Below are 13,682 nucleotides of genomic sequence, written 5' to 3' on the forward strand. Positions count from 1 at the left end.
ACCCTTCTAGGAGTGAATCTTCATGGGCATCAAGGACCAGTTCCAGGACAAGGCGCAGGAGCTCTCCGAGCGCGCCAAGCGGCCGATGGGCAACCCGAAGGACAAGGCGTCGGAGCGCGCCTCGCAGCCCAAGGGCCGCCCGCAGCAGCCGCATGAGCGCACGGACGAGGCCCAGGACCGCTTCGACGCGGACTACGACGCCTGACGCCGTCCTGTGAGGAAGGCGCACCCGGGACGCCGGGTGCGCCTTCGCGCATGTCCCTGTGGACAACCGCCGGCTGTGGATAACCTGCCGCACGGAATCGCGAAGTTACGTACCGTGATCCCCATGTCCGTAACCGACGCAAGCGACATGACCGCGGCGCTCGTCCTCGAGCGGCTGCGACCCGACCACGCGCCCGCCCTGCTCGCCTTCGAGCGGGAGAACCGGGCCTACTTCGCCGCGTCCGTGCCCGACCGCGGGGACGCGTATTTCGAGGAGTTCACGGCCCTGCATCAGGACCGGCTCGACGAGCAGGAGACCGGCGCGATCCTCTTCCACGTGCTGGTGGCGCCGGGCGACGGGGAGATAGTCGGCCGGTTCAATCTGGTCGACGTGGCCGACGGCAGCGCCGAACTCGGCTACCGGGTGGCCGAGAAGGCGACCGGACGGGGCGTGGCCACCGCGGCCGTACGGGAGTTGTGCGTACGGGCCCGGGAGGAGTACGGGCTGAGCCGGCTGACCGCCGCCACGACCCTCGACAACGGGCCGTCCCGGGCGGTGCTCACCCGGGTCGGCTTCGGTGCGGTCGGGAGCGTGACGCTGGAGGGGGTGCCCGGGATCGCCTACGAGCTGGACCTCGGCGGCAGTTTGGGCCGGGAGCGGTCGGGCACGGCCTCGTAGCCCGGCGGGCTCGCGGGCGGGTTCTCGTCCAGGAGCGCGAGGGCCACGTGCACGGCGTCGTCGAGCTGGGCGTGGCGGCCCTCGGCCCAGTCGAGGGGGGTGCGCAGGATCGCGAGGTCCGGCGCCACCCCGTGGTTCTCGATGGACCAGCCGTACTCGGGGAACCAGGCCGCGTTCATCGGGACCGTGATCTGGGTGCCGTCGCCGAGCCGGTGGCGCCCGGTCATACCGACGACACCGCCCCAGGTGCGCTGGCCGATGACGGGGCCGAGCCGGAGCAGCTTGAAGGCGGCGGTGATCATGTCGCCGTCGGAGGAGGTGGCCTCGTCGGCGAGCGCCACGATCGGGCCGCGCGGCGCGTTGGTGGCGTACGAGACGGGCTGGGCGTTGCGGGTGAGGTCCCAGCCCAGGATCTTGCGGGTCAGTTTCTCTATGACCAGCTCGCTGATGTGGCCGCCGGCGTTGCCGCGGACGTCCACGATGAGGGCCGGCCGGGAGACCTCCATCCGCAGGTCGCGGTTGAACTGGGCCCAGCCGGAGCCGCCCATGTCGGGGATGTGGAGGTAGCCGCAGCGCCCGCCGCTGACCTCGTGGACCACGGCGCGCCGCTTGGTCACCCAGTCCTGGTAGCGCAGGGGGCGTTCGTCGACGAGCGGGACGACGGCGATCCGGCGGGCCCGGCCCTCGCCCTCGGCGGGGGTGAAGGTGAGTTCGACGGTGGTGCCGCCGGTCCCGGAGAGGAGGGGGTAGGGGCCGGCGACCGGATCGACGGGCCGGCCGTCGACGTGGGTGAGGACCGCGCCCTCGCGGATGCCGTTGCCGGCGAGGGGTGAGCGGGCCTTGGAGTCGGAGGAGTCACCGGGCAGGATCCGCTTGACCACCCAGCCGCCGTCGCGGGGCACGAGGTTGGCGCCGAGGAGGCCTTGGGCGCGCTGGTAGTGGGACGGTCCCTCGTTGCGCCGGGCGGGGGTGACATAGGCGTGGGAGGTGCCGAGCTCGCCCATGACCTCGCGCAGCAGGTCGGCGAACTCGTCGGGGGAGGCGACGCGTTCGACCAGCGGGCGGTACTGGTCGAGCACGGCGGTCCAGTCGACGCCGCCCATGTCGGGTTCCCAGAAGTAGGCGCGGACGATCCGGCCGGCCTCGTCGAAGGCCTGCCGCCACTCGGCGGCCGGGTCGACCTCGTGCACGATCCGCCGCAGGTCCAGATAGACGGTGGAGTCGCTGTCGCCGGACTCGGTGGCGGGGGCGGCCCGCAGCTCGCCCTCGTCGACCACGACGAGCCGGGTCCCGTCGCCGCTGACCGCGAACCAGTCCAGGTGGCCGACGAGTTCGGTCTTGCGGGCCTTGGTGATGTTGAAGTGCTCCAGCGTGGGGCGGGGGGAGGGGTCGGAGGGATTGGCGAAGGTCTCGCCGAGGGCGCCGGAGATGGGCCAGCGCAGCCAGACCAGGCCGCCGCCGGAGACCGGCTGGAGGGCGGAGTACTTGGAGGCGGTCACGGGGAACGGGGTGACCCGGTCGGGGAGCCCCTCGATCTCCACGGTCACCGTGCCGTCGCCCTCGGCCCCGCTCTCCTCGGCCGGGTCCATGCCGCCGGCGGCGGGCCGGCCGTCGGGGAGGAGGGCGAAGGGGGAGGGGGTGGCGGAGGAGAGCGGGACGAGGTAGGGGCGGCAGCCCAGCGGGAAGGACAGGTCGCCGGTGTGCACGTCGTAGACGGGGTCGAAGCCGCGCCAGGAGAGGAAGGCGAGATAGCGCCCGTCGCGGGTGAAGACCGGGTTCTCGTCCTCGAAGCGCCCGTTGGTGACGTCGACGACGACCCCGGCGCCGGGGCCGGCGATGCGGGCCATCTTGATGGAGCGCAGGGAGCGGCCGATGCCCGGGTGGGACCAGGTCAGCCAGGCCCCGTCGGGGGAGAAGGCGAGGTCGCGGACGGGGCCGTTGACCGAGCTGATCAGCTCGGTGACCTCGCCTCCGGGCTCCGTCGTGGAGTCCTCGGGTGCTTCGGTGGTGATGAGGAGCAGCCGCCCGTCGCTGGAGGCGATGGCGAGCCGTTCGCCGTCGGGGTCGGAGACCATCTCCTCGACCCGGCCGAGTTCTCCTGAGGCGAGCCTGCGCGGGGGGCGGACGCCGCTGGCCCGCGGGAGCGAGGCGACCTCGATGGCGTCCTCGCCCTCGGCGTCGGTGACGTAGGCGACCTGGCCGCTGCTGCCCAGCATCTCGGGCAGCCGGACCCGTACGCCGGGGGTGTCGGCGATCGTGCGGGCGGGACCGTCGCGGTGGGTGAGCCAGTAGAGGCTGCCGCGCACCGAGACGGCGCTGGCCCGGCCGGTCTCGTCGACGGACAGGGCGTCCACGTGGTGGGCGGCGGGCACGTGGTACGGGCGCCGGCCGGTGCGCGGGCCGCCCAGCCGGACGTCGAGGCGGCGCGGCCGGGCGTCGGCGGTCAGGCGGTCGACGATCCACAGCTCGCCCGCGCACTGGTAGACCACGCGCTGACCGTCGCTGGAGGCGTTGCGGGCGTAGAACTCTTCGTGGTCGGTGTGGCGGCGCAGGTCGGAGCCGTCGGGCCGGCACGAGTAGAGGTTGCCGATGCCCTCGTGGTCGGAGAGGAAGGCGATCCTGGTGCCGCCGCCGGCCCCGCCCTCCTCGGCGGGCGCGGCGACGAACATCGGGGCGTCGAGGTGTCCGTCGAGGTCCGGGAGCAGCTGTTCGCCGTGCAGCCACAGCCGGCCCATGGCCCCGCCCCGGTACCGCTTCCAGGAGGCGGGCTCGTGCGGGGGCGTGCCGGTGAGCAGCAGGGTGCGGCGGTGTCCCGCGGAGTTGTCGGCCGGGGAGGTGCCCTCGTCGAGGTCGGCGACGGCGATGTGGGAGACCGGTCCCCAGGGCATCCGGCCGCCGGGGGAGCCGTCGGTGGGCACGGTGTACGCCCAGGAGAAGTACGAGAAGGGCTGGCCGTGCGAGGAGACGGCGAGGATGTCGGACCCGCCGTCCTCGCCGGGCGGCGACCAGCCGCAGACCCGGGTGTCGGTGGAGCCCCAGTAGGTGAGCCGCCGGGAGGGGCCGCCGTCCACCGGCGCGAGATGGATCTCCGGGTCGAGGCTGCGCCAGCTCGTGTAGGCGATCTGGCGGCCGTCCGGGGAGAAGCGCGGGTGGCCGATCCGGGTCCGGTCGGCGGTGATCCGCCAGGCGCGGCCGGGGCGGTGGCCCTCGGGGACGAGGGGGGAGACCCAGAGGTCGTCCTCGGCCGCGAAGCAGAGCAGTTCGCCGTGGAGGTGCGGGAAGCGGAGATACGCGACGTCGTCACTCACCTCCTCATGCTTTCCGCGTGGAGGGGCTGCGGCAACTCGTACGTCAGTCCAATCCGGCGACGGTTCCGGCGGGGCTGTGGCCCAGGACACGTACGAAACGGTTTCGTTTCGCTTGGACCGGGGGTATCGTCGTGGTGTACGAAACCGTTTCGTTCGTGTCGATCGTCGGAACAGGAGGCCGGACATGGCTCGCAGCAGGCTCACCCCGGAACGGCAGGCCGAGCTGTACGAAGCCGTGCTCGACCTGCTGCGCGAGGTCGGCTACGACGCCCTCACCATGGACGCCGTCGCCGCCCGCACCCGGTCGAGCAAGGCCACCCTCTACCGCCAGTGGGGGAGCAAGCCCGAACTCGTCGCCAGGGCCCTGCGTCACAACAAGCCGGTCTCGATCGGCGAGATCGACACCGGCAGCCTGCGCGGCGACTTCCACGCCGTACTGGAACGGTCCGACGACTGCCAGATGGAGAAGGACTCCGCGCTGATGCGGGGCCTGGCCCATGCCGTACACAACAACCCCGAACTGCTCGAGGCACTGCGCGAGCTGCTCATCGAACCCGAGATGACCGGCCTTCGCGAGGTACTGGACCGAGCCGTACGGAGGGGCGAGGTCGACGCCGGCAACCCGGCGCTCGCGCTCGTGCCGCACATGCTGATCGGAGCGTTCATCGCCCGCCCGCTGATCGACGATCGGCCGGTGGACCAGGAGTTCCTCAGCGCCTACGTCGACGCCGTCGTGCTCCCCTCACTCGGCGTCTGACCCACCCGCCCCACCCTGTCGCACCCCGCAGTTCCTGACGTCGCACCGCTCACGCCGTCGGGCCGGCTCCCCATGCCCTGTCCCACTCACCAATGGGAGTAAGCCCCCGTGGCCACGTTCCTGTACAAGCTCGGCCGCTCCGCCTTCCGGCGCCGACGGCTCGTCGCCCTGCTCTGGGTGGCGCTCCTCGCGCTCGCCGGCGTCGGGGCCGCCACCGCGCCCGCCGCGACCTCCAGCTCCTTCTCCATCCCCGGCACCGAGGCACAGCGCGCCTTCGACCTGCTCGAACAGCGCTTCCCCGGCGGCAGCGCCGACGGCGCCACCGCCCGTGTGGTCTTCAAGGCCCCGGCCGGCCAGTCCATGAAGGACCCGGCCAACAAGGCCAAGGTCGAGAAGACCGTCGCCGCGCTCAAGTCCGGCTCCGAGCAGATCGCCCAGGTCACCGACCCGTACACGGCGCAGGCGATCTCCCGCGACGGCTCGACCGCCTATGTCTCCGTCGCGTACAAGGTCAACGCGATGGAGCTGACCGACGCCAGCCGGGACGCGCTCAAGGAGACCGGCCGGGCCGCGCAGGGACAGGGGCTCACCGTCGAGATCGGCGGTGACGCGCTCCAGAGCATGCCGGAGACCGGAGCCGGCGAGATCGTCGGCGTGATCATCGCGGGCATCGTGCTCGTCATCACCTTCGGTTCGCTCGTCGCCGCCGGACTGCCGCTGCTCACCGCGATCATCGGCGTCGGCATCGGCGTCTCGGCCATCACCGCGCTCGCGAGCGTCCTCGACCTCGGCTCCACCACCTCCACCCTCGCGATGATGATCGGCCTCGCGGTCGGCATCGACTACGCCCTCTTCATCGTCTCCCGCTACCGCGCGGAGCTCGCCGAGGGCCGTGAGAAGGAGGAGGCCGCGGGGCGCGCGGCCGGCACCGCCGGCTCCGCGGTGGTCTTCGCCGGTCTGACCGTGGTCATCGCCCTGGTGGGCCTGGCCGTCGTCAACATCCCGATGCTCACCAAGATGGGCTTCGCCGCGGCCGGCACGGTCGTGATCGCGGTCCTCATCGCGCTCACCCTCATCCCCGCGCTGCTCGGCTTCGCCGGCGACAAGGTCGTCGGCCGCAAGCAGCGCAAGGCCGCCGGGGAGAACGCCGGCGCGCCGAACGCCGACCCGAAGAAGGAGAAGCCGAACGCCGGCACCCGCTGGGCCCGCTTCGTGATCCGTCGCCCGCTGATGGTCCTCCTCGTCGGCGTCCTCGGCCTCGGCGCCATCGCCGTGCCGGCCGCCTCCCTGGAGATGGGCCTGCCGGACGACGGCGTGAAGCCCACCTCGGCGACCGAGCGCCGCGCCTACGACCTGCTCTCCGACGGCTTCGGCCCCGGCTTCAACGGCCCGCTGCTCGTGGTCGTCGACGGCGACAGGTCCGCCGCGGACAAGACCGTCTCCACGATCAAGGGCCTGGAGGGCTGGGCCGCCGTCACCCCGCCGACCCCCAACAAGGCCGGCGACACCGCGATGATCACGGTGATCCCGAAGGACCGTCCGTCCTCCGTGGCCACCGAGAACCTGGTGCACGACATCCGCGGCGCCACCGGCGACGACGTGCTGGTCACCGGTGCCACCGCGATGAACATCGACTTCTCGCAGAAGATGAACGACGCGCTGCTGCCCTACCTGGCGCTGGTCGTCGGACTCGCCTTCCTGCTCCTCATGGTGGTGTTCCGCTCGGTCCTGGTCCCGCTGAAGGCGGCCCTCGGCTTCCTGCTCTCCGTGGTCGCCGCCCTCGGCGCGGTCGTCGCGGTCTTCCAGTGGGGCTGGCTGGGCAGCCTGTTCGGCGTCGAGCAGACCGGCCCGATCATGTCGATGATGCCGATCTTCATGGTGGGCGTCGTCTTCGGCCTTGCGATGGACTACGAGGTGTTCCTGGTCACGCGGATGCGTGAGGCGTACGTCCACGGGGCGCGCCCCGGCGAGGCGATCGTCACCGGTTTCCGGCACGGCGCCCGGGTGGTCACCGCCGCCGCGGTGATCATGATCGCGGTCTTCTCGGGCTTCATCGGCTCCAGTGAGCAGATGGTGAAGATGATCGGCTTCGGTCTGGCCGTCGCCGTCCTCTTCGACGCCTTCGTGGTCCGCATGGCGATCGTCCCGGCGGTGCTCGCGCTCCTGGGGCACAAGGCCTGGTGGCTGCCGAAGTGGCTGGGCCGGGTCCTGCCCAACGTGGACGTCGAGGGCGAGGGCCTGGCCGCGCACGACGCCCGGGGCGACGGCCGCGGCACGGGCCGCGACGAGGACCGGGAGCTGGTCTCCCTCTGACCCTCCGAAACCTCCGGGGCCGCCGCACGAGCGGGCGGCGCGCCCCGGACCGCGCCGGGACCTGTGGGGACGGGGAGCCGACGCGACGCCTACGCCGTCAGCCCGCCTTCATCGGCGCGCGGGCGGCGTAGGTGTGTCGGAGGAAGCGGAGCAGGGCGGTGGTGTCGAACTGGACCACCGCGACCCCGTCAGCGGTGTGGAACTCCACCACGGTCTGCACCCGTCCGCAGGGCCAGACGCCGACGTCCCCGCGCCTGGCCGGGGCGCGTAGTCCGGTCTCCAGGAGGGCGCGGGGGAAGGACCACTCGATGTCGCCGGGGAAGACGAAGCGGACGGTCGCGGGCTCGAAAGCGGGGTCGAAGCGGAGGGCCACCGGGACGGGTCGCGAGAGCGGAGCGTCGCTGATGATCCGGCCTTTGGCGTGGTCCTCGACTCCATGGTCATCAGCGGCGCGGGGCATCGGGCGACTCCTCACACTCGTTCGTACCATTAGTCCTTAATGTCCCACTATTTCCGGGCGCGCGCCCGGGCGGGGCGTGAGCCCTCACCTCCCTCCTGACCTCCGGGCGCTCTTGCAAACCATTCGCAGGAGCGCTCTATCATTCGGGACGTGCATGTACCCGACGGATTCATCAACGCCCCCGTATCGGCCGCCGCCGGTGTCGTCGCCGCAGGCGCCGTCGCCGTCAGCCTGCGCGGAGCCCGCAAGGAACTCGACGAGCGGACGGCCCCGCTGGCGGGCCTCGTCGCGGCCTTCATCTTCGCCGTGCAGATGCTCAACTTCCCCGTCGCGGCCGGCACCAGCGGACACCTGCTGGGCGGCGCGCTCGCGGCGATCCTCGTCGGGCCGTACACCGGCGTCCTGTGCATCGCCGTCGTCCTGCTCATGCAGGGTGTCCTGTTCGCCGACGGCGGTCTCACCGCGCTCGGTGTGAACATCACCGTCATGGGCGTCGTCACGGTCGTCGTCGCCTACGCGCTCTTCCGCGGCCTGGTCCTCCTGCTGCCGCGTACCCGCCGCTCGGTGACCGCCGCCTCCCTCGTCGCCGCGCTCGTCTCGGTGCCGGCCGCGGCCACCGCCTTCACCGCGATCTACGCGCTCGGCGGCACCACCGACGTGCCGATCGGCAAGGTCCTCACCGCGATGGTCGGCGTCCACGTCCTCATCGGCATCGGCGAGGCCGTCATCACCATGCTCACGGTCGGCGCCGTGATCGCCGTCCGCCCCGACCTCGTGTACGGCGCGCGCGGCCTGACCGCGCCGCTCAAGCTGCGCGTGGACGGCGAACTGATCGACGCCGCCCCCGCGACCGTGCCCGCCGCCGCCCGGTCGCCGCGGAAGCTGTGGATCGGCGGTGTCGTCGCGGCCCTCGTCCTCGCCGGCTTCGTCTCCTTCTACGCCTCCGCCAGCCCCGACGGTCTGGAGAAGGTCGCCGCCGACAAGGGCATCGACAGCAAGGTCCAGCCGCACGCCGCCGCCGACTCCCCGCTCGCCGACTACGGCGTCAAGGACGTCTCCGACGCGCGGCTCTCCGGCGGCCTGGCCGGCGTCATCGGCGTCGGCGCGACCCTCGCCGTCGGCTCGGGCGCCTTCTGGGTGGTCCGGCGCCGCAAGGGCCCCGCCCCCGCACTGGAGGCCTGATGGGCGCCGGGCACGCGCACAAGCTCTACCGGCACGGACACTCGCCGGTCCACGCGCTGCCCCCGCACACCAAGCTCGCCGCCGTCTTCGCCTTCGTCGTCGTGGTCGTCGCCACGCCCCGCGAGGCGATGTGGGCGTTCGGTCTGTACGCGCTGCTGCTCGCCGGCGTCGCCGCGGCGGCCCGCGTGCCCGCCCGGTTCGTGCTCGGGCGGCTGCTCATCGAGATCCCGTTCGTGGCCTTCGCGCTGCTCATGCCCTTCGTGGTGCCGGGCGAGCAGACGCAGGTCCTCGGCGTCTCGCTCTCGGTCCCCGGACTCTGGGGCGCCTGGAACGTCCTCGCCAAGGGCACCCTCGGCGTCGCCGCCTCGGTCCTGCTCGCCGCCACCACCGAACTGCGCGCCCTGCTCCTCGGCCTGCAGCGGCTGAAGCTGCCGCCGATGCTCGTCCAGATCGCCTCCTTCATGATCCGCTACGGCGACGTCATCACCGACGAGATGCGGCGGATGTCGATCGCCCGCCGTTCACGCGGCTTCGAGGCGAGCGGCGTACGGCACTGGGGCGTCCTCGCCAAGTCCGCGGGCGCCCTCTTCATCCGCTCGTACGAGCGGGGGGAGCGGGTGCACCTCGCCATGGTCAGCCGCGGGTACACCGGGTCGATGCCGGTCATCGACGAGGTGACCGCCACCCCGGCCCAGTGGCGCCACGCCGCCGCCCTGCCCGCCGCCGCCCTGATCGTCTGCCTCCTGGGATGGACCCTGTGACCGAGCACCCCTCACTGGACGTACGCGGCCTCGCGTACGCGTACCCGGACGGGCACCAGGCCCTCTTCGGCGTGAACCTGACCGTGGGACGCGGCGAACGGGTCGCCCTGCTCGGCCCGAACGGCGCCGGCAAGACCACGCTCGTCCTGCACCTCAACGGGATCCTCACCGGCGGCGCCGGCGGCGTCACCGTCGCCGGACTGCCGGTGGAGAAGCGGAACCTGGCCGAGATCAGGCGCCGCGTCGGCATCGTCTTCCAGGACCCCGACGACCAGCTCTTCATGCCGACCGTCCGCGAGGACGTGGCCTTCGGCCCGGCCGCGGCCGGCCTCCGGGGCGCCGAGCTGGAGGCCGTGGTCCGCAAGGCCCTCGCCCGGGTCGGCATGGAGGAGTTCGCCGACCGCCCGCCGCACCACCTGTCCTTCGGGCAGCGGCGCCGGGTGGCGGTGGCGACCGTCCTCGCGATGGAGCCCGAGATCCTCGTCCTCGACGAGCCCTCCTCCAACCTCGACCCGGCCTCGCGCCGCGAGCTCGCCGACATCCTGCGCTCCCTGGACGTCACGGTCCTGATGGTCACCCACGACCTGCCGTACGCGCTGGAGCTCTGCCCGCGCTCGGTGATCCTCAGCGAGGGCGTGATCGCCGCCGACGGGCGCACCGCCGACATCCTGACCGACGAGGAGCTGATGGCCCGGCACCGCCTGGAGCTGCCGTACGGCTTCGTCCCGAGCTCCGTGGCCTGACGCACCCCGGAATCGGAGGGCGCCGACGCCCGTTGCACCATGGGGGTCGGTCGTACGAGAGGAAGCGTGGGTCAGGTGGACGTCCGGGGCACGGTCGCGGCGGGTTTCGAGCCGGTCAGGGACGCGTTCCTGCGCAACTTCGAGGGGCGCGGCGAGCGCGGTGCCGCGGTCGCGGTCTACCGGGACGGCACCAAGGTCGTGGACCTGTGGGCGGGGACGAAGGACGTCCACGGAGAGCAGCCCTGGGCCGTGGACACCGCCCAGGTCGTCCGCTCCGCCACCAAGGGCGTGGCGGCCGCCGTGCCGCTCCTGCTCCACCAGCGCGGCCAGCTGGACCTGGACGCGCCGGTCGGCACCTACTGGCCGGAGTTCAAGGCGGCCGGCAAGGACCGGGTGACCGTACGCCAGCTGCTCGCCCACCGGGCCGGCGTGCCGGTGCTCGACCGCCCGCTGACCCTCGCCGAGGCGGCGGACCTGCCGACGGCGACGGCCGCGATCGCCGCCCAGACCCCCGTGTGGGAGCCGGGCACCGCACACGGCTACCACGCCCACACCTACAGCTGGCTGCTCTCCGGCCTGGTGCAGCGGGTCACCGGCCGCACGATAGGCCGCTGGGTCGCCGAGGAGATCGCCCGCCCGCTGGGCCTCGACCTGTGGATCGGCCTGCCCGGGGGGGAGGCCCACCGGGTCGGCCGCCTCGGCCCGGTGGAGGAGTTGGAGCCGGCCGACAGCGGAATGCTGCGGCTGCGCCCCAAGCCCGCGGTGACCGCGGCCTACCAGGACCCGGAGTCCCTGACCCGCCGCGCGTTCGCGGTGATCGAGCCGAAGCCCGACGAGAACGACCCGGTCTACCGGGCTGCCGAGCTGCCCGGTACGGCTGGGGTCGCCACCGCCCGGGCCCTGGCCCGCTTCTACGCGGCCACGCTCGGCGCGGTCGACGGCGGCCCCCGCCTCTTCGCCCCGGCCACCCTGACCCTGGCCCGTACCGAGGAGTCCGCCGGCCCGGACCGGGTCCTGGTGGTCAACACCCGCTTCGGCCTCGGCCACATGCTGCACGGCCCGGCCTCGCCGCTCCTCGGCCCCGGCTCCTTCGGGCACCCCGGACGCGGCGGCTCGCTCGGCTTCGCCGACCCCGAGTCGGGCATCGCCTTCGGCTACGTCACCAACGGCATGCGCAAGACGGTCACGGCCGACCCGCGCGCCCAGGCGCTGATCCGGGCGGTGCGGACCGCGCTGTGACCGGCCGGGCGTGGGTCCGGGGCGGGACCCCGTCGCCGCCGGTCCGCGGGCTCCGTCAGACGAGGCGCCACAGCTGGTCGCGGTAGTCCTCGCAGTCGTACTGGAAGACCCGGCTGCCGTTGTCGAAGCCCTGGGCGACCAGGCACTTGCCGCTGTTGAGGTTCTTCAGCTTGTAGACGTCCGGGTCGTCGGTGAGGACCTTCTGCCACAGCTGGTCGGCCCAGGGCCCGCACTCGTACTGCTCGCCGAGGTTGCCGTTGTCGAGGCCGCGGACGAGGAGGCACTTGCCGCTGTTGACGTTCTTCAGGCGGTAGGTGCCCTTCGTCTCCAGGTAGGTCTCGTCGAGGACCCACTTCTGGTCGGCCCAGTAGCCGCACTCGTACTGCACGGCGGGGTTGCCGTTGTCCGGGCCCTGGACGAGCAGGCACTTGTTGCTGTTGACGTTCTTGACGTGGAACTCGGGCGTCGGGCCGGCGACGGCGGAGGCGGTGGTGGCGGAGCCGGCCAGCGTGCCGGCGGTCAGCGCGACGGCGGCCAGGGCGGAGCCTATGGTGCGCGTCCTGATCATTTCGGATCTCCCTCGTAGGTGTGCACGATCTTGATCAGGACCATAGGGGGGCGGGATCGATGTTGTCGTTGAGTTTGGGATGCGGAGTCGGGATTCCGGTCGAGTGCCCGGCTTTGCCGGGCTCCGTCCTCAACTCGCGTACAGCATCAGCCCGATCCCCACGACCATCAGACCCGCCGCCGCGACCCGCGGACCGCCGAAGCGCTCCTTGAAGAGCAGGGCGCCGATCGCGGCGCCCACGATGATCGAGGACTCGCGGAGCGCGGCGATCGGGGCGAGGGGCGCCTTCGTCTGGGCCCAGAGGACGAGGGCGTACGCGGCGACGGACATCGCCGCGCCGAGCAGGCCGCGGCCCGCGTACGGGCGGAGCTCGGCGACCAGCCCGGGGCCGCGGCGGGCCAGCGCGTACGCCGGGATGACCAGGCCCTCCAGGAGCATCAGCCAGGAGATGTAGCCGAGCGGGGTGTGCGCGGCGCGGACGCCCACGCCGTCGACGACCGTGTACGCGGCGATCGACAGGCCCGTCGCGCCCGCCGCCAGCAGGGCCGGCCAGTGCGGGCGGGTCCCCTTGCCGCGGATGCCCCAGAGGGCGAGGCCGGTGAGACCGGCGGAGGCGACCGCCACGCCGGCCAGCTGGCCGGCGTCCGGGATCTCGCCGACGAACAGGGCGGCCAGCAGGGTGACCACCAGCGGGGCCGTGCCGCGGGCGATCGGGTACATCTGGCCGAAGTCCCCGAGGTCGAACGACTTCATCAGCAGGGCGTAGTAGGCGACGTGCAGCACGGCCGACACGACCAGGTAGGGCCACGCGCCCGCCGCAGGCATCGGGGTGAGGCACACCCCGACGAGGCCGAGGAGCGCGCCGCCGCCGGATATGAGGGTGAAGGACAGCAGCTTGTCCTTGATCCCGGCGGCGATCGCGTTCCAGCTCGCATGGGTCACGGCGGCCAGCAGCACCGCCGCGGCGACCAGCGGCGTCACGCCGTGCGCTCCCGGACGTCCACCAGCGCGCCGCCCGCGTGGGCGATCAGCGTCTTGGGGTCGAGCGCGAACACGGTGTGCGGCGTACCGGCCGCCGCCCACACCACCTCGTGGTCGAGCAGTCCGCGGTCGGCGAGCACCCGGGTGCGGGTGCGGTGTCCGAACGGCGGGACGCCGCCGATCGCGTACCCCGTCGTCTCCCGGACCAGCCGTGCGTCGGCGCGGGTGACCGCCGCCGCGCCCAGCTCCTCCCGTACCCGCTCCACGTCCACCCGCGAGGAGCCGTCCATCAGGACGAGCACCGGTACCCCGTCCGCGGCGAAGACCAGCGACTTCACGATCTCCGACACCGCACAGCCGATGGCCTCGGCGGCCTGCTGCGCGGTCCGGGTCTCGTCCGGGAAGCGCCGGACCTCGACGTCGAGGCCCAGCTCCTTCAGGGCGGCGGCGAACTGGGGGTGTGCATCAGCGTGCGAGGTCGTCATGC

Annotated in this window: 13 protein-coding genes; 8 read left to right on the forward strand and 5 right to left on the reverse strand. The window is 72.7% G+C overall.

What is annotated here, in order from left to right; genetic code table 11:
* The first annotated feature begins 22 nt into the window (after positions 1 to 22).
* Positions 23 to 205 carry a hypothetical protein gene (locus ACIRQF_RS35140; protein ID WP_376637059.1) on the forward strand — a complete coding sequence of 61 codons (183 nt, stop codon included), beginning with the start codon at positions 23 to 25 and terminating at the stop codon, positions 203 to 205.
* Positions 206 to 328: 123 nt separating this feature from the next.
* Entirely contained in the window at positions 329 to 883 is a 555-nt protein-coding gene (locus ACIRQF_RS35145; RefSeq protein ID WP_404098708.1) for a GNAT family N-acetyltransferase, read from the forward strand.
* On the opposite strand, the gene ACIRQF_RS35150 is transcribed toward ACIRQF_RS35145, so the two are convergent.
* Positions 826 to 4,191 carry a S41 family peptidase gene (locus ACIRQF_RS35150; protein ID WP_382482797.1) on the reverse strand — a complete coding sequence of 1,122 codons (3,366 nt, stop codon included), beginning with the start codon at positions 4,189 to 4,191 and terminating at the stop codon, positions 826 to 828. The two genes, ACIRQF_RS35145 and ACIRQF_RS35150, sit on opposite strands and share 58 nt — an antisense overlap.
* A 184-nt stretch (positions 4,192 to 4,375) precedes the next feature.
* Between ACIRQF_RS35150 and ACIRQF_RS35155 the strand changes: the two genes are divergently transcribed.
* Positions 4,376 to 4,948 carry a TetR/AcrR family transcriptional regulator gene (locus ACIRQF_RS35155; protein WP_404098711.1) on the forward strand — a complete coding sequence of 191 codons (573 nt, stop codon included), beginning with the start codon at positions 4,376 to 4,378 and terminating at the stop codon, positions 4,946 to 4,948.
* 108 nt (positions 4,949 to 5,056) lie between these two features.
* Positions 5,057 to 7,261 carry an MMPL family transporter gene (locus tag ACIRQF_RS35160; RefSeq protein ID WP_404098714.1) on the forward strand — a complete coding sequence of 735 codons (2,205 nt, stop codon included), beginning with the start codon at positions 5,057 to 5,059 and terminating at the stop codon, positions 7,259 to 7,261.
* 97 nt (positions 7,262 to 7,358) lie between these two features.
* On the opposite strand, the gene ACIRQF_RS35165 is transcribed toward ACIRQF_RS35160, so the two are convergent.
* Positions 7,359 to 7,721: an SsgA family sporulation/cell division regulator gene (locus ACIRQF_RS35165; protein WP_376637054.1), complete on the reverse strand. Its 363-nt coding sequence runs from the start codon at positions 7,719 to 7,721 to the stop codon at positions 7,359 to 7,361.
* 150 nt (positions 7,722 to 7,871) lie between these two features.
* On the opposite strand from ACIRQF_RS35165, the gene ACIRQF_RS35170 reads away from it, so the two are divergent.
* From ACIRQF_RS35170 to ACIRQF_RS35185, 4 genes are all read left to right on the forward strand, one after another.
* A complete protein-coding gene (locus ACIRQF_RS35170; RefSeq protein ID WP_404098716.1) occupies positions 7,872 to 8,903 on the forward strand; it encodes an energy-coupling factor ABC transporter permease in 1,032 nt (343 codons plus the stop codon).
* The gene (gene cbiQ, locus ACIRQF_RS35175; protein ID WP_376637052.1) at positions 8,903 to 9,664 is read left to right on the forward strand and encodes a cobalt ECF transporter T component CbiQ; all 762 of its coding nucleotides are present in this window, start codon (positions 8,903 to 8,905) and stop codon (positions 9,662 to 9,664) included. The genes ACIRQF_RS35170 and cbiQ overlap by 1 nt, the downstream gene beginning before the upstream one ends.
* Positions 9,652 to 10,407: an energy-coupling factor ABC transporter ATP-binding protein gene (locus ACIRQF_RS35180; protein ID WP_376637051.1), complete on the forward strand. Its 756-nt coding sequence runs from the start codon at positions 9,652 to 9,654 to the stop codon at positions 10,405 to 10,407. Before cbiQ ends, ACIRQF_RS35180 begins: the two co-directional genes overlap by 13 nt.
* Positions 10,408 to 10,482: 75 nt before the next feature.
* Complete coding sequence (locus ACIRQF_RS35185; protein WP_404098836.1) at positions 10,483 to 11,646, forward strand: serine hydrolase domain-containing protein; 1,164 nt, start codon at positions 10,483 to 10,485, stop codon at positions 11,644 to 11,646.
* A 55-nt stretch (positions 11,647 to 11,701) separates the two neighbouring features.
* Here the strand turns inward: ACIRQF_RS35185 and ACIRQF_RS35190 are convergent, their stop codons facing one another.
* The 3 genes from ACIRQF_RS35190 to ACIRQF_RS35200 form a co-directional block, all read right to left on the reverse strand.
* Positions 11,702 to 12,214: an RICIN domain-containing protein gene (locus ACIRQF_RS35190; RefSeq protein ID WP_376637050.1), complete on the reverse strand. Its 513-nt coding sequence runs from the start codon at positions 12,212 to 12,214 to the stop codon at positions 11,702 to 11,704.
* Positions 12,215 to 12,343: 129 nt separating this feature from the next.
* Complete coding sequence (locus ACIRQF_RS35195) at positions 12,344 to 13,195, reverse strand: EamA family transporter (RefSeq protein ID WP_404098721.1); 852 nt, start codon at positions 13,193 to 13,195, stop codon at positions 12,344 to 12,346.
* Positions 13,192 to 13,680, reverse strand: coding sequence for a YbaK/EbsC family protein (locus tag ACIRQF_RS35200; protein WP_389753808.1), 489 nt, complete (start codon positions 13,678 to 13,680; stop codon positions 13,192 to 13,194). The genes ACIRQF_RS35195 and ACIRQF_RS35200 overlap by 4 nt, the downstream gene beginning before the upstream one ends.
* Positions 13,681 to 13,682 lie beyond the last annotated feature (2 nt).

Origin of the sequence: Streptomyces sp. NPDC101191 (genome assembly GCF_044767915.1) — a bacterium.
Taxonomy (GTDB): Bacteria; Actinomycetota; Actinomycetes; order Streptomycetales; family Streptomycetaceae; genus Streptomyces.